This window comes from Labilibaculum euxinicum, from assembly GCF_009795715.1.
Taxonomy (GTDB): Bacteria; Bacteroidota; Bacteroidia; order Bacteroidales; family Marinifilaceae; genus Labilibaculum; species Labilibaculum euxinus.
The window spans coordinates 384,360-399,087 of the sequence record NZ_WTCR01000004.1 but is presented as its reverse complement, the minus strand read 5'-3'; the positions used below and the strand labels follow the sequence as shown (position 1 = coordinate 399,087).

The 14,728-nt window shown below is 37.9% G+C and carries 12 protein-coding genes and 2 tRNA genes; 4 read left to right on the top strand and 10 right to left on the bottom strand.

Going from position 1 to position 14,728, the window contains the following annotated elements; all coding sequences use genetic code 11:
• Positions 1 to 68: 68 nt before the first annotated feature.
• The 9 genes from GQR60_RS07195 to GQR60_RS07155 all read right to left on the bottom strand — a co-directional run bounded on the left by GQR60_RS07195 (position 69) and on the right by GQR60_RS07155 (position 11,284).
• Positions 69 to 1,853 carry an acyl-CoA dehydrogenase family protein gene (locus GQR60_RS07195; protein WP_124992278.1) on the bottom strand — a complete coding sequence of 595 codons (1,785 nt, stop codon included), beginning with the start codon at positions 1,851 to 1,853 and terminating at the stop codon, positions 69 to 71.
• A 118-nt stretch (positions 1,854 to 1,971) separates the two neighbouring features.
• Positions 1,972 to 3,147: an acetyl-CoA C-acyltransferase gene (locus tag GQR60_RS07190; protein WP_124992277.1), complete on the bottom strand. Its 1,176-nt coding sequence runs from the start codon at positions 3,145 to 3,147 to the stop codon at positions 1,972 to 1,974.
• Positions 3,148 to 3,178: 31 nt separating this feature from the next.
• Complete coding sequence (locus GQR60_RS07185) at positions 3,179 to 5,581, bottom strand: 3-hydroxyacyl-CoA dehydrogenase/enoyl-CoA hydratase family protein (protein WP_124992276.1); 2,403 nt, start codon at positions 5,579 to 5,581, stop codon at positions 3,179 to 3,181.
• Between the two features lie 21 nt (positions 5,582 to 5,602).
• On the bottom strand, positions 5,603 to 7,372 hold the full coding sequence (locus GQR60_RS07180) for an AMP-dependent synthetase/ligase (protein ID WP_124992275.1): 1,770 nt from the start codon (positions 7,370 to 7,372) through the stop codon (positions 5,603 to 5,605).
• Between the two features lie 287 nt (positions 7,373 to 7,659).
• Positions 7,660 to 8,625: a methionyl-tRNA formyltransferase gene (fmt, locus tag GQR60_RS07175; protein ID WP_124992274.1), complete on the bottom strand. Its 966-nt coding sequence runs from the start codon at positions 8,623 to 8,625 to the stop codon at positions 7,660 to 7,662.
• Positions 8,626 to 8,631: 6 nt separating this feature from the next.
• Positions 8,632 to 8,799, bottom strand: a complete 168-nt coding sequence (locus GQR60_RS07170; RefSeq protein WP_160463433.1) for a DUF5522 domain-containing protein — start codon at positions 8,797 to 8,799, stop codon at positions 8,632 to 8,634.
• A gap of 1 nt (position 8,800) precedes the next feature.
• Positions 8,801 to 9,271: a nuclear transport factor 2 family protein gene (locus GQR60_RS07165; protein WP_124992273.1), complete on the bottom strand. Its 471-nt coding sequence runs from the start codon at positions 9,269 to 9,271 to the stop codon at positions 8,801 to 8,803.
• Positions 9,264 to 10,724, bottom strand: coding sequence for an LptF/LptG family permease (locus tag GQR60_RS07160; RefSeq protein ID WP_124992272.1), 1,461 nt, complete (start codon positions 10,722 to 10,724; stop codon positions 9,264 to 9,266). Before GQR60_RS07160 ends, GQR60_RS07165 begins: the two co-directional genes overlap by 8 nt.
• A 185-nt stretch (positions 10,725 to 10,909) precedes the next feature.
• Entirely contained in the window at positions 10,910 to 11,284 is a 375-nt protein-coding gene (locus GQR60_RS07155) for an START-like domain-containing protein (protein WP_124992271.1), read from the bottom strand.
• Between the two features lie 367 nt (positions 11,285 to 11,651).
• On the opposite strand from GQR60_RS07155, the gene GQR60_RS07150 reads away from it, so the two are divergent.
• From GQR60_RS07150 to tsaA, 4 genes are all read left to right on the top strand, one after another.
• Positions 11,652 to 11,725: transfer RNA gene (locus tag GQR60_RS07150), tRNA-Met, on the top strand.
• Between the two features lie 390 nt (positions 11,726 to 12,115).
• Positions 12,116 to 12,189 (top strand) — tRNA-Met (locus GQR60_RS07145).
• Positions 12,190 to 12,292: 103 nt separating this feature from the next.
• Positions 12,293 to 12,805 (top strand): DUF4494 domain-containing protein, encoded by a 513-nt coding sequence (locus GQR60_RS07140; protein ID WP_225441361.1) that lies wholly within the window; start codon positions 12,293 to 12,295, stop codon positions 12,803 to 12,805.
• A gap of 146 nt (positions 12,806 to 12,951) precedes the next feature.
• Positions 12,952 to 13,449, top strand: a complete 498-nt coding sequence (gene tsaA, locus GQR60_RS07135) for a tRNA (N6-threonylcarbamoyladenosine(37)-N6)-methyltransferase TrmO (protein ID WP_124992270.1) — start codon at positions 12,952 to 12,954, stop codon at positions 13,447 to 13,449.
• 141 nt (positions 13,450 to 13,590) lie between these two features.
• Here tsaA and GQR60_RS07130 read toward each other — a convergent pair whose 3' ends face one another.
• Positions 13,591 to 14,709, bottom strand: coding sequence for a homocitrate synthase/isopropylmalate synthase family protein (locus GQR60_RS07130; protein WP_124992269.1), 1,119 nt, complete (start codon positions 14,707 to 14,709; stop codon positions 13,591 to 13,593).
• Between the last annotated feature and the right edge of the window lie 19 nt (positions 14,710 to 14,728).

Below are 14,728 nucleotides of genomic sequence, written 5' to 3'. Positions count from 1 at the left end.
AGGTTAAGAAGAGGCATATTGCAAATCCATCCAATATCTCATTCCTAACATCTAACGATCTACTGTTATCAGAAACAATATTTGTTTTCTTCAATCAATTTACCCGCGATTAACCGGCGCTTTTCTTTGCTGTTGAGTCCGGAGTGTTTTGTGAATCGCTTCAAACCCAAAAGCATCATTCTTAATTCATCGCCCTGAGTTATCGAATTTGCTGCATCTTTGGCATTTTTATGAATGCGATCGGCTGCATCATAAAAAAAGACCTCACACATGGCTACTTGTTCTGTACATGCTTCTTCGCCTTTTAACTCAATCAGCTTTTTCACGCGCAATAAAAGTGATTCTGCCTGATAGCAATCGGTAATGATATCAGAAATATTCATTAGTATTTCCTGTTCACTGCTTAGTTTTTGCATGAATTTTTGCACCGCAGCTCCTGCAATTAACAGGGCACTTTTCTTAAAACCGACTATTAATTTGCTTTCTCTGGCCAACAGAGATGTATCTTCTTCGCCAAATTCAGGAATTGCCATTAATTCTTTCACAACGTTTTGGGCTGCCGATAAAAGAGGCAATTCATTTTTGAATGCTTTGCGCAATAAAAAGTCAACAATCAGCATTCGGTTGATCTCATTGGTTCCTTCAAAAATCCGATTGATACGCGAATCTCGGTAAGCGCGCTCCATTGGTGCTTCGGAAGAGTAGCCCATTCCGCCATAAATCTGAACACCTTCATCGGTTACATAGTCCAAAGCTTCGGATGCTGCCACTTTTAGAATGGCAGCTTCGGCAGCAAATTCTTTTTGAGCCTGAATAACAGCTTTTTCTTTCGGTATTCCTTCTTCAAGTAAATGAAGCATTGCATTTTGTATGTCGTTGCTGCAGCGGTAAATGGCCGATTCAACCGTATAAGTTCGGATTGCCTGTTCTGCAATTTTGTATTGTATGGCACCAAAATTAGCAATGGCCTGTCCGAATTGTATGCGCTCATTGGCATAGGTAATTGAATGGGTAATTATTTTTTTGCCTGCACCTAAAACGGCGGCAGCCAATTTTATTCTGCCGTTGTTCAGAATATTTAAGGCGATTTTAAAACCTTCGCCACGTTCGCCAAGCAGATTTTCTGCCGGAACTTTACAATCTTCAAAAAACATCATGCAGGTCGATGAGCCTTTAATCCCCATCTTTTTTTCTTCCAGCCCGAGCTTGATACCGTTAAACGTTTTCTCAACAATAAACGCACTAAGGTTTTTATCATCATCGATTTTGGCAAAAACGGTGTAGATGTCAGCAAAGCCGGCATTGGTGATCCACATTTTTTGCCCGTTTAAAACATAGTGAGATCCGTCAGCCGAAAGTATGGCTTTACTTTTTCCTGAATTGGCATCCGAACCCGCTCCGGGTTCAGTTAAACAATAGGCTCCTTTGGCTTCACCGCTTGCCAGCAGTGGTAAATACCTTTCTTTTTGTTCTTTGGTTCCGTAATACAAAATTGGAAGGGTGCCAATACCCACATGTGCGGCGTAGGCAACAGCAAAAGAGCTGTAGGTTCCCATAATTTCGGTACTAAGCATCGAGGTATTCAGATCCTGACCGAAACCACCGTATTCTTCCGGAACGGCAATGCCTAAAAGGCCTAACTCACCTGCTTTATCCATGAGGGAGGTCATTAATCCTTCTTTCTGACTGTCGATTTCATCCAATAGAGGAAGAATTTCTTTTTCTTGAAAATCATGACAAGTTTCCATGATCATTTTTTGCTCTTCCGAAATTTCTTCAGGAATAAAAATATCCTGAGGACTGGTTTCTTTCACTAAGAATTGTCCGCCTTTTACTGTTTTTATCTTTTCCATCTTTAATGAGTTTAGAGTTATTTTTTTCACCCCTAAATCCCCTAAAGGGGACTTTGAAAAAACAATGTCAATTATCTTTGAAGAAGAACTAGCCCCTTTTAGGGGGTTGGGGGTAGTTTTACATCATCTCAAAAATTCCCGCAGCTCCTTGTCCCGAACCAATACACATGGTAACCATTCCGTATTTTTGCCTGCGCTTTTTCATTTCGTGAAGCAGCTGCACGGATAATTTTGTGCCTGTGCAGCCAAGGGGATGGCCAAGAGCAATGGCACCACCATTTACATTGATGATTTCAGGATTCAGGCTCAATTCTTTTATCACGGCAAGTGCCTGTACTGCGAAAGCTTCGTTCAGTTCAATCTGTTCTATTTGATTCATTGATAAACCTGAGCGCTTTAAGACCTTTGGAATGGCTTCTACCGGACCAATCCCCATGTGTTTTGGTTCCACTCCGGCAACAGAATAGGAAACAAAGCGGGCTATTGGTTCCACATTCAGCTGTTTCAGCATTTTTTCGGATACCACCAAAACAAATGCTGCACCATCCGAGGTCTGCGATGAGTTGCCTGCGGTAACACTTCCCCCCTGAGCAAAAACAGGTCTTAATTTACTTAAAGACTCTTCTGTTGTTCCCAATCTAGGTCCTTCGTCCACATTAATAATGTGTTCTTTGGTTTGTGCTTTGTCCTGTCCATTTACAAAAGTCTCCAGCACGTGAATGGGAACAATTTCGTCCGAAAAACGATTATGAGCCTGTGCTTCCAGCGCTTTTCGGTGAGAGTGAAATGCAAATTTATCCTGCTCTTTTCGGGATATGTTGTATTTCACCTGAAGAGCTTCAGCTGTAATTCCCATGTTCCAGTACCAATCTGGATGAGATTTTGCAATTCCAAGATTGGGCACCAAGCGCCATCCGCCCATCGGCATTAAGGACATCATTTCAACACCACCGGCAAAGATACAATCAGCCAGACCGGCCTCAATTTTCGAAGCAGCAATGGCAATGCTCTCCAAGCCCGATGAGCAATACCGGTTCACAGTCATTCCGGGCACCTGCACATTGTCCAATCCCAATAGGGCAATCATACGGCCAACATTTAATCCTTGTTCTGCCTCAGGAGTTGCATTTCCAACAATCACATCATCTACCATTGCTGCATCCAAATTTGGCACCTCTTTCATGATGTGCTGAACTACCTGGGCTGCCATATCATCCGGACGAATAAATCTGAGATTTCCTTTTTTTGCTTTGCCTACAGGGCTTCGGTAGGCGGCTACTATATATGCGTTCATATTTTTGCTTTTTGTTGTGAGTACCGGGTACTTAGTTTCGAAGAATTTTGCCTTTTTGCAACAGACTTTGCATTCGCTCCAGGGTTTTCTTTTGCTGACATAGTTTCACAAAAGCAAGCCGTTCTAAATTCAGCATGTAATTCTCCGAAACTTCTGCAGGTTCGCTCAGTTCTCCACCACTCAATACTTTTCCAAGTTCAATGGAGAGATATTTATCGTACTCCGAAATGTAATTGCCAACTTCCATTCCGTCGGCTCCCGAATAAACCAAGGCCAGTCCTTCTGCACCCAATACTCTAATGTCTTTGACAGGCAGAGGAGGAGTGTAGCCTTTTTCGCACATCAGCAGAGCTGCTTTTTTAGCGTAAAGCAACTGGTGCTTTCTGCTCACAATCACTTCATCTACATCTTTTCGCAGGTATCCTAATTCGAAGGCCTCGTACCCCGATGTAGATACTTTTGCTTGTCCGATAGTCAAAAATTTATCCCGGAAACGGTTGGTTCTAATGTCATCTGCAGCCATTTCTTTCGAAAGGCGATAGGCAAATTCTTTGGTACCTCCGCCCGCAGGAATTACGCCAACGCCCAATTCTACTAATCCCATATAGGTTTCGGCGTGAGCAATTACCTTATCGGAGTGCATGCAAACTTCGCATCCGCCACCCAAAGTCATTCCATGAGGAGCGGCAATCACCGGAACTGATGTATATTTCAGTTTCAGCATGGTATTTTGAAAGGTTCTGACAACCATGTCCAGTTCTTCGAACTCCTGTTCGATGGCCAGCATAAATACCAGACCGATATTTGCCCCGGCAGAGAAGTTTTCCCCTTCGTTGGAGATGATCAGTGCTTTGTATTCCATTTCGGCCAACTCAATGGCTTTGTTAATTCCCTGAATAATTTCACTGCCAATGGTATTCATCTTGGTGTGGAATTCCAGATTAATAACGCCATCACCCAAATCGATAATACTGCAGCCTTCGTTGCTCCATATGCTGTGAGTAGGGCGAAGATTGTTGAGTACGACTAATTCTTCCGTTCCCGGGATGGTCATGTAATTTTCAGAATCAACATCAAAGTATTGTTTGTTTCCAGCTTTAAGCTGATAGAATTTCTGATCTTTTTCTGCCATTTTATAAATCCAGTCTGCAGGTTTATATCCCAGTTCTTCCATCATGGGAATGGTCTTTTTCAATCCCAGGGCATCCCATATTTCGAACGGCCCCATTTCCCATGCAAAACCTGTACATATGGCTTCATCAATCTTGTAAATTTCATTCGATATTTCTGGGATTCGATTTGATACGTAGGCGAATAAACCTAAAAATAATTTGCGGTAGAATTGACTGACTTTTCCGTCTCCTTTTAACAGCAGTTTAAATCTGTCGTTCAGATGAGGGATGGCCTTGGCGGCCTCAAATTCTGCAAATTTTATTTGTTGTTTGCTCTGATATTCAAAGTTGGATAAGTTCAGACTAAGGATTTCACTGATTCCCTCTTCATTTTTGATCTTTTTATAAAACCCTTGTCCGGTTTTTGCCCCCAACCATTGGTTTTCCATTAATTTTTGAATGAAATCAGGAATCTCAAAAACATCTTTGGCTTCATCATGAGCAAGTGCTTTTTTTAGGTTTTGAGCCACGAGAACTAAAGTATCCAAACCAACAACATCGCAGGTGCGGAATGTGGCTGATTTTGGTCTTCCGATAATAGGGCCGGTCAATTTATCTGTTTCTTCCACCGAAAGGTCGAATTCTTTCATCAGATGAAATACCGACATCATGGAATACACGCCGATTCTGTTGGCAATAAAGGCAGGTGTATCTTTACAAATCACTACTGTTTTTCCCAGATGCTTTTCTCCAAATTCGGTAAGGAAACCGATTACTTCCTGTGATGTGTGTGTTGAAGGAATGATCTCCAGAAGTTTGAGATATCTTGGAGGATTGAAAAAATGCGTACCGCAGAATGATTGTTTAAAATCATCCGATCTCCCCTCCAATAACATTTCAATTGGAATTCCTGAAGTATTGCTTGTAATTAAGGAGCCTGCTTTTCTAAATTCCTCAATGCGGGTATATAATTTTTGCTTGATTCCTAAATTTTCGATGATGACCTCTATCACCCAATCACAATCTTGAATTCTATGAAGATCGTTTTCAAAATTTCCGGTTAAAATCCGTTTTGCAAAACTCTTTAAATACAAAGGGGCTGGGTTCATTTTTAAGGTTTTCCCAAGCATTTGGTTTACAATTCGATTCCTTACTTTAGGATGTTCAAGAGAGTAACCTGCTTTTTCTTCTTCAGCATTTAATTCCTTTGGAGGCATATCCAACAAAAGAACTTCCAGACCAATATTTGCAAAATGACAGGCGATTTGGGCACCCATAACACCGGCTCCCAAAACGGCAACTTTCCTTATTTTACGATGCATATATAGTGTTTTAAGTGTGTGTTAGGAATAAATTTCTTCAATTATCAATTGATATTTAATTTTTAAAACGGTACGCTTTAGCTTTAGAGTAGGCGAGAGTTCTCCTGTTTCAGGAGTCCAAACATGAGGAACCAATCTGAAACTTTTAATTTTTTTCGGACGATCCAGATTAACATTCATTTTTTGAATTTCTTTCCAGATACGAACTTGAATTTTCTGGTTGTAAATGATCTGATCAGCACTCTCAAATGGTATTTTCTTACGTCTGCAATATTCTTTTAGAAATACAAAGTCAGGTGAAATGATCACGGAAGGGAATCTTTTAAATTCACCACAAACAATACTTTGATCAATAAATGGAGATTCTTTAAGTCTGTTTTCAATTTCCTGCGGAGCAATATATATTCCTCCGGATGTTTTAAACATTTCTTTTTTTCGATCAGTAATTTTTAAAAAACGTTCATCCTCCCAACAACCAATATCTCCCGTATGAAACCAACCATCTTCTTCCAGAACTTCCTTTGTTAGTTCAGGATTTTTATAGTAGCCAAGCATTACGTTCGGTCCGCGGACCAAAATTTCACCATCCTCCGCAATTTTAACTTCTACACCTTTTAATACCGGTCCCACAGTACCAAACCTCACGTTAGGATAAGAATTCTGATTTGCCGAGATAATTGGTGATGTTTCCGTCAGTCCATATCCCTCTTGAACAGGAATTCCTGCAGCCCAAAAAAGCCGCTCTAAACGAATTTGCAAAGGGGCACCTCCAGAGCACATGAATTTGATATTTCCGCCTAAGGCTTCCTGCCATTTGCTAAAAACCAGTTTACGCGCAATTTTCAATTTGAATTCATACCACCAGCCATTTGCCCGATTCAACTCATATTTTTGGCCGAGGTTAACAGCCCATAAGAAAATTGCTTTCTTTAAAAAAGGCTGACTTTTCCCCTTTGCCATGATTTTATCATATACTTTTTCGAGCAAACGAGGAACAGTAGCAAAACCATGAGGCTTTAGTTCGCGTAAATTGTCACCAATGGTATCCATGCTTTCGGCGTAGTAAATACTAATTCCTTTGTATTGATACTGGTAATTTACCATTCGTTCGTAGACATGGTTAATTGGCAGAAAACTCAAAGTTTTGTGAGATGAATCTAAATTTAAACTGGCAGCAGACGCCAAAACATTACTTATAAAATTGCTGTGAGAAAGCATAACACCTTTAGGATTTCCTGTAGTTCCGGATGTATAAATAATGGTTACTAAATCATCAGGCTGAATACTATCTTTTATCGCCAACAGCTCTTTTTGCATTTTGTTTTCAGCCTTTTCGCCAATTTCCAATAAGCGGCTCCAGTGAGCAACTGATTTTATTTTTTCAAATGAATACACAAACTTTACTGATGGATGATTGTTTAGCAGAGGTGCAATCTTTTCATATAAAACATGATTAGCTACAAAAATGGCAACTGGCTGGCATTGCAGAATAATGTAATCGTAACTTTTGGTATTTATTGTTGGATATAAGGGAACATGCACAGCACCAATTTGTGCCAGCCCCATATCAACAAAATTCCATTCAGGTCTGTTGTTGGTTATTGTAATAACGCAATCATTCTTTTCAATGCCATTTTCCAGCAGAGCATAGCTTATATAATCCGAATAAGTAAGGTATTGCTCAGTTGAAAACGGTATCCATCCGTCTTTTTCTTTTTTAGCAAAGGCATCTCTTTTGTCCGGAAAGTTTTTTCTGTAATTTTCCAGTAAATCAAAAATGCGCGTTATCATAAATTATAAGTTTATCTAGGTAAGATATTATAGCATATCAAAATGTAGAATTGGCACATGATGAAGCGCAAAAGAATATAGTCTCTATGGGGAAGAGGTGAGAGGATGAGAATATTATTCCGGCAGCTGTGTGAATATAATCTAATCGGGAATTTAACTTGTTGAAAACCAAATTAGAGCTATAGAGAATTTACGAAAATGTTTTCGAAAATAAAAGAATAATTGGAGAGTCTGCTTTTTTATTTGGTGAGCGTAAAAAAAGGAAGCTGAAAAAGCTTCCTTGTATTTTATAAATGATAGTTCTTTATTTGTTGAAATCCCCGGAGGAAATCCTCAGTTTTCATTCGTTTTTTACCTGCCTGCTGCAACATTTTAATGGAAATAAAACCTCCGTTTACTGCTACCTTTAAATAGGATTTGCCATCGGTAACGATACGGCCGATTTCTTCACTGTGATTTGTTTTTTCTTTTTCTGTTGTGAAAACTTTAAGTCCAATTGCTTTTCCTGTTTCATTAGGAATTAACTCGGTCCATGATGCCGGATAAGGGCTTAATCCGCGAATCAGGTTATGAATTGAGTCCAAATCTTTAGTCCAATCAATTTTACAATCTTCTTTGAAAATTTTTGGTGCCGATTTTAATGCAATTACTTCATCAGATAAATTTTCCTGAGGAATCTGAGGATATTCTCCTGCTTCTATGGCATGAACAGTTTTAACAACCAGTTCAGAACCAACAGTCATTAATTTATCATGAATAACTTCTACGTTATCATTATCTCCAATCGGAATTTTTTCCTGAAACAGGATATTGCCAGTATCAATTTTATGCTGAAGCAGGAAGGTTGAAACACCTGTTTCTTTGTCTCCGTTAATAATAGCCCAATTGATCGGCGCAGCGCCTCTGTACTGAGGAAGAAGTGATGCGTGAAGGTTTAACGTTCCGTATTTTGGCATGTTCCATACCATTTCAGGAAGCATTTTAAATGCAACTACTACTTGAAGGTCAGCTTTTAATGCTTTTAATTCTTCCAGAAATTCTTCATTTCGAAATTTTTCGGGCTGAAGAATTTTTAGTCCTTTTTCTACTGCGAATTTTTTCACTGCAGCTTCCTGAATTTGTTGGCCTCTGCCGGCAGGTTTGTCAGGGTTTGTAATTACACCGACAACATTGCATCCTGCATTTAGTAAGGCTTCAAGAGGAGCAACGGCAAATTCGGGTGTCCCCATGTATACAATTCGAAGTTTATTCATAATTCCTTACTCTTTTAATATTCTGTTTCCTTTGTTGTGTTTTGGGAAATAGGGGCAGTTTTTGCATCCGTTTCCACAGCAATATCCTCTTTCCGTCAAATACTTTTTCGAAAGTATTCTATATCCGTCGGGACTCATCGTATAATCTATATCTGGTTTTAAGTCGTCGAACATGCTATTCCTGATTGATTAGTAAAAATTCGTTCATCTTTTCATTCTTAATAGTGACTGACAGATGATAATGTGAAATTTTAAGTTCTCCATTTTCAAGAACAATTACGCCTGATCCCCGGCAAACGCCCATCCATGTATTTAGTAATTCATCAAACCAGATGGTTTTGTTATCGTCGGAGAAATATATTTGTCGGTCGAAAGGTTTAAAATCCCAGGTTTTTCCTTTTAAAAAGTGAGGTTCGCAGAATGCGAAAAATTCTTTTTTAGTCCAGCGTTCGCCTGCATCTGTGCCAATATAAATGGCATTTTCACTCATCATATCAAAATAGGATGTTAATTCTGCCTCAGCTGCAGCTTTGTGCCATTTATTAATGAATTCATCTACTTCCTTATTTTGCGGCGGCTCTGAAGTGCTGCAGGAACCTGATATAAGAATAAAAAGTAATCCTAAAATGAGGGATAGTTTATGCATCTTTTTTCTTAAAAAATTTAAGAGGATTAATTTTCTTAAAGAAATCAATATAATTCTCAATATTGAATACCGTGGAGTCGGTTGTTGCCTTATAAGTAAGAATTATTCCTAAAGGCAGAACGATTAGTGAAGACATCCACATGCCCCAAACCGGTTCAAGAACCAATTCTTTTGAAAAACGTTCTGCTGTCATCGAAATAATGTAGTATACAATAAAAAATAAAATCGAGATAATTACCGGCATACCCAATCCGCCTTTTCTGATGATTGCTCCAAGAGGCGCTCCAATAAAGAAAAAAATAAAGCAGGCAAAAGGCAATGTGAATTTGCGATGCCATTCGTTGGTGTATTTTCTAATCCATTTAATTTGACCTGAAAATTCGCCGTCTTTTCTGGAAATATTTTCACGGGCTTTTCTGCCTTTGTTTAAAGCATAACTAATTGTAGTAAGCTTTTTTGATAAGGAAAGTTTATTGAACAAGGAATCAGCATCTTGTATCTTTTCTGTAATCAAGACTGATTTTATTGAGTCTCTTAATAAGTTCTTAGGTTCTTTTTGAAAATAATGTCTGGCAAGCAAACTTTTAGTAAAATTATCTTTTTCTTTTTTTAGGTTGAGTTCAAGAGAGTCTTCCTGATTTACCAATTGTCCCAAATTCAGCATTCTGTAACTGTTTTTGTAAACATTTTCGTCAGTTCTCTTTAAATCTGTGCCCGGCAACGAAATATTTTGTTTAAATACTCTAAATTTTATTCTTCGGGACGGATGATTTTTGTTTCTGTTTCGGGGTTTTTGTTTTACTTCTTGATAAATATTACCACTGTAAAGCGTAAGATTCATGGTTAGCTTGTCAGCTGAAGTTACCATAGTTCCCGAATCGGCTACAGTTACATCTGTATTGCCTAGATTTTCACGATGATCATAAATCAAAAGATCATACATCATTCCTGTGTTTTTATCTATTTTGCCAACTTTAACACTAAATTTTGGTAAGTCGTTGGTAAAAATTCCCTCTTTAAGAATTAATTCAGGGTTTTGTCTTTTAATATCGCGCAGTAAGGTTGTTGTTTTAAGGGAAGCAATAGGCATTATATTGTTGGAGAAATAGAACGCACCTAAACTAATCAGGATAATTAGAATGGTTAATGGTTTCATGATCCTTTGTAAGGATATTCCAGCCGCTTTCATTGCTATAAGTTCGTAATTTTCACCCATATTGCCGAAGGTCATTATGGAGGCTAATAGAATAGCCAAAGGAAGTGCCATTGGCACTAAAGTCGCAGAAACATAAAATAGAAATTCTGCAATAACAGTCCAGTCCAGACCTTTTCCTACCAATTCATCTATGTAGCGCCATAAAAATTGCATGAGTAACACAAACATGCAGATAAAAAAGGTAAATGCCAGAGGCCCTAAAAAGCTTTTTAAAATAAATGAATGCAATCTTTTCATTCCTTGCCATTTTGGTTGATAAATGGAATCTAAAATATCTTTCAACCAGATTAGTAAATCATGTTTGTTGAAACTTCACGATTTGTTCCATACAAAACAAGACCAATAACACGATGAGACTGGTCTTGAGGAATACAAAAATAAGGTATTTTAATTAGGTTTCGTAAATGTGGAGTGTTAAAAAATCATATACCTAAAACTTGTTTTAGCTCTGAAATCTGAGAGTCCCATAATTCTATCCCTTCATCAACCTCATCTTCTTCAGCATAATCTGTAATGATTAGAGATAAATCGTTGGTTAAAGCATCTATTTCAATTTTGAATTCGAAGAAGCTATCATCATCATCACTGTCTAACCAATGAAAACGCACAAGGCGATTGTCTTTTTTCATTAGTAATTCTGCTTGTTGTTCGGAGCCTTCCCAAATGAAAGTAAAAATTTTTCCTTTTTGATTAACATCATCAGCAAACCATTCTGATAAACCACTAGCACTGCTTAATCTATCGTAAATTACTTTCTGTGAGGCATGGAGCACATATTCGAGTTCAAATTGTTGCATTGGACGGGCTTTGATTTAGTAAAATAATTAGATGTAAATATGTAAAAACCATTTATACAAGTCTATAGCTTTTTCATATAACCCAAAATACTGGATTTTTTCTAACTAAAAACGTGAATTGTAAGTTACTACTGAAATTTTTCGCAAGATACTTAAGAATATGGAATAAAAAAAAACAGGATTAAAACTTGCCGGATTCTCATATTGTTCTGTGCTTTTTATTTTATCAATAGTTTAATTCTAGTAATATAAGGAAAATTTAAGAAATAAGTTTTAGAGATTGCAATTCTAAACTTTTTAGAAAAAAAAGGGTGAGGATTTTTTTTAAATGAAAAAGGATTTTATATTTGCACCTCGTTAGAAAAACGGCGAGGTAGCTCAGCTGGTTAGAGCGCGTGATTCATAATCACGAGGTCGGCGGTTCAAGCCCGCCTCTCGCTACAAAAAGGGAATGACTGAAGAGTTATTCCCTTTGTTTTTTTATTAAAATGCAGAACCAAACGGGATTTGATTCTGACATATTTCCAGTCTTCGAGAATTGATTTGAATCGGGATATTTCGATATTTAACGGGAGGAGGCTGTTTTGCGATTAAATTGTGGCAGGCAGACTACTTTTAGATACGAAATTGGTTCATATTTTTGGCCTGTTTTTTTTAATTGAGTAAGGATTATTTGCTTTTTTGGAAAAAAATAAAATAAATTTTAAGTGTAATATTTCTGTTATTGAGATAGTTTGCCCTATTTAAACCGAAGCTTGATTCAATTTCCAATTAAAAGATTTTTTTTAGAACTAAAATGCAATTATATTTGCACCGCAATCCAGCAAAAACGGCGAGGTAGCTCAGCTGGTTAGAGCGCGTGATTCATAATCACGAGGTCGGCGGTTCAAGCCCGCCTCTCGCTACAAAAAGGGAATAACTGAAAAGTTATTCCCTTTGTTTTTTTAATCAGACTAAAATTAGCGGATGATTATTTTATCTTTGTTAATCAAAAAAAAATAATAGAATATGATGACAAATAATTGGTTCGAGTGCAAAGTAAAATATGTGAAAATTGATGAAGCATCTGGCAAGGAAAGAAAGGTGTCTGAGCCATATTTGGTTGATGCTGTATCTTTTACAGAGGCTGAAGCAAGAATTCACAAGGAATTGGAACAAATGATCAGCGGAGATTTTAACGTTACAAACATCAGTAAATCGAATGTGACAGAATTGTATCCAAACGAGAATGGCGATCGTTGGTTTAAGGCGAAGGTTTCCTTTGTAGATGTTGATGAAGCTTCTGGAAAAGAGAAAAAAGCGACTCAATATATGCTTACTCAGGCTAATAATGTAAAGCAGGCATATGAGTTTTTGGAAGAGTGTTTAAGTACAATGATTGTTCCTTATGAAATTCCTGCAATTTCAGAAAGTCCACTAATGGATGTATTCCCATATTTTAGCGATGAGCTTAATGAAGAGGTTCCTGCACATTTAAAACCAATTGCAGAAATGGAAGTAAATAGTGATGAATTTGAATAGACCGGAATTTTTGCGGATAATGAGATTTAATCTGTAATAATTGAAACAGATTTAGCATACAATAGAGGTTGCTTCGTTTATTGGGGGCAACCTCTTTTATTTTGGTGAGAATTGTTAATTTTAGTGTTCATTTTAAAATTGTTACGATGTCAGGAATTAAATTTGAAACCATAGGAACTATCCGAACTTCATATAAAACCCTTGAAAATATGCCGATACAGCCAATGGGAGCGAAGGGGGTGAAGGCCAGTGTTGAATTAAAATCTGAATTTGTTGATGGATTAAAAGATTTGGAGGAGTTTTCTCATATTACTTTGCTTTACCATTTGCATAAAGTAACAGATTACAAATTAAGAGTAATCCCCTTTATGGATACAGAAGAGCATGGTGTTTTTGCAACCCGTTCGCCTCGCAGACCAAATGCAATTGGTATTTCAACTGTGAAATTGATAAGTATAGATGGGAATATTCTTCATGTTGAGGATGCGGATGTTTTGGATGGCACACCTTTGTTGGATATTAAACCATTTTTTGGACAGTTTGATAATCGCGAAAATATAAAATCCGGTTGGTTAGATCGGAAATGGGATGAAAAGCACAAAACATTGAAATCTGATGAACGTTTTAAAACAACAATGGACTAGATGGAGATTTTTTAATCAGAAATAAAAAAACTGCCAAACTTCCTTTTTACAGGAAGCCTGGCAGTAACCTAATTTACCACATATTACCACAGAATTGACTTTTGAATGTTTGTTTTGTGATTTGGTCTTTTTGTGTTGAAATTAATTAGAGCAGCAAAATAAGTTATTGTATAATTGCTTTAATTCATTCCTGTTTAGGCCTGATTTTTTTCTGGCTGAGAGCTTTTTTACAGCTTCAATAAATAATTGACTTTGCTTGTTGTTTAAATGAATTCCCATTTCTTTTAAGGTATTTTTTAGAACAGCCAAACCGGAATGTTTACCTATAATAAATTGACTTTTTTGCCCGATTAACTGCGGGTCAAAAGCATGATAACTCATTGGATCCTTGAGAAGGCTGTTGCAATGAATTCCCGATTCATGACTGTAAACTTTTTCGCCTGAAATGGGTTTTGATTCTGAGTTTCTTCGTCCGGAAGCCATTTCTACAAATTCACAAAGCTGAATACAGCTTTTTAAATTAATTCCACTGGATTCGGAAAGTGAAAATGCCATAGCCGCCACAACTTCTTCCAAGGCGGCATTGCCAGCCCGTTCTCCAAGACCGTTCACGGTTACAGAAACGGCATTGGCTCCTGCACTTAAAGCGGCAATGGTATTGGCTGTTGCCATTCCCAAATCGTTGTGAGCGTGAAATTCCAATTCTGTTCCGTCTAAACAATGTTGATATCTTTCAAACAGTTTTTGCACCGACATGGGATTCATAATGCCTACGGTATCAGCCAGTCGAATTCGATTCACCTTTAGCATTTCAGCAGCAAAAACAAAATCATCAAGCAAATCAGTTTGGCAACGGGAAGCATCTTGTGCACCGACAGCAACGAATTCAAACATATTTTGAGCTTGTTTAACTATTGTTGATAAGGTGCCAAGCATCCAATTCCGGTCTTTTCCAATCGATGCCAGATGAATTGCTGAAACCGGGAAAGAGATATTGATTCTTGAAACACCCGTTCGGGCAGCGGCCTGCAGATCGTTGGTGCAGGCCCGCGCCCAACAGGTGGCATTGAAACGAAATCTTTGATCGTTGATGATTCTAATGTCTTCTTCATCCCCTAAGGAAATGGCGGGTGTTCCTATTTCCAATTCTTTTACACCAGCCTCATCCAACAGAGCTGCAATTTTCAGCTTTTCTTCAAGAGAGAAAACTACTCCAGGTGCCTGTTCTCCATCGCGAAGAGTGGTATCGATGATGTGCATGGTGTTTTTTATTAAAGAG

What these genes read in the sequence shown, in the direction of transcription:
- GQR60_RS07195 (WP_124992278.1), bottom strand. Translation starts at nt 1,853, where the DNA reads ATGGAAAAGATAAAAACAGTAAAAGGCGGACAATTCTTAGTGAAAGAA.
- GQR60_RS07165 (WP_124992273.1), bottom strand. Translation starts at nt 9,271, where the DNA reads ATGCATAAACTATCCCTCATTTTAGGATTACTTTTTATTCTTATATCA.
- fmt (WP_124992274.1), bottom strand. Translation starts at nt 8,625, where the DNA reads ATGAATAAACTTCGAATTGTATACATGGGGACACCCGAATTTGCCGTT.
- GQR60_RS07140 (WP_225441361.1), top strand. Translation starts at nt 12,293, where the DNA reads ATGATGACAAATAATTGGTTCGAGTGCAAAGTAAAATATGTGAAAATT.
- GQR60_RS07160 (WP_124992272.1), bottom strand. Translation starts at nt 10,724, where the DNA reads ATGAAAAGATTGCATTCATTTATTTTAAAAAGCTTTTTAGGGCCTCTG.
- GQR60_RS07155 (WP_124992271.1), bottom strand. Translation starts at nt 11,284, where the DNA reads ATGCAACAATTTGAACTCGAATATGTGCTCCATGCCTCACAGAAAGTA.
- tsaA (WP_124992270.1), top strand. Translation starts at nt 12,952, where the DNA reads ATGTCAGGAATTAAATTTGAAACCATAGGAACTATCCGAACTTCATAT.
- GQR60_RS07170 (WP_160463433.1), bottom strand. Translation starts at nt 8,799, where the DNA reads ATGTTCGACGACTTAAAACCAGATATAGATTATACGATGAGTCCCGAC.
- GQR60_RS07180 (WP_124992275.1), bottom strand. Translation starts at nt 7,372, where the DNA reads ATGATAACGCGCATTTTTGATTTACTGGAAAATTACAGAAAAAACTTT.
- GQR60_RS07130 (WP_124992269.1), bottom strand. Translation starts at nt 14,709, where the DNA reads ATGCACATCATCGATACCACTCTTCGCGATGGAGAACAGGCACCTGGA.
- GQR60_RS07190 (WP_124992277.1), bottom strand. Translation starts at nt 3,147, where the DNA reads ATGAACGCATATATAGTAGCCGCCTACCGAAGCCCTGTAGGCAAAGCA.
- GQR60_RS07185 (WP_124992276.1), bottom strand. Translation starts at nt 5,581, where the DNA reads ATGCATCGTAAAATAAGGAAAGTTGCCGTTTTGGGAGCCGGTGTTATG.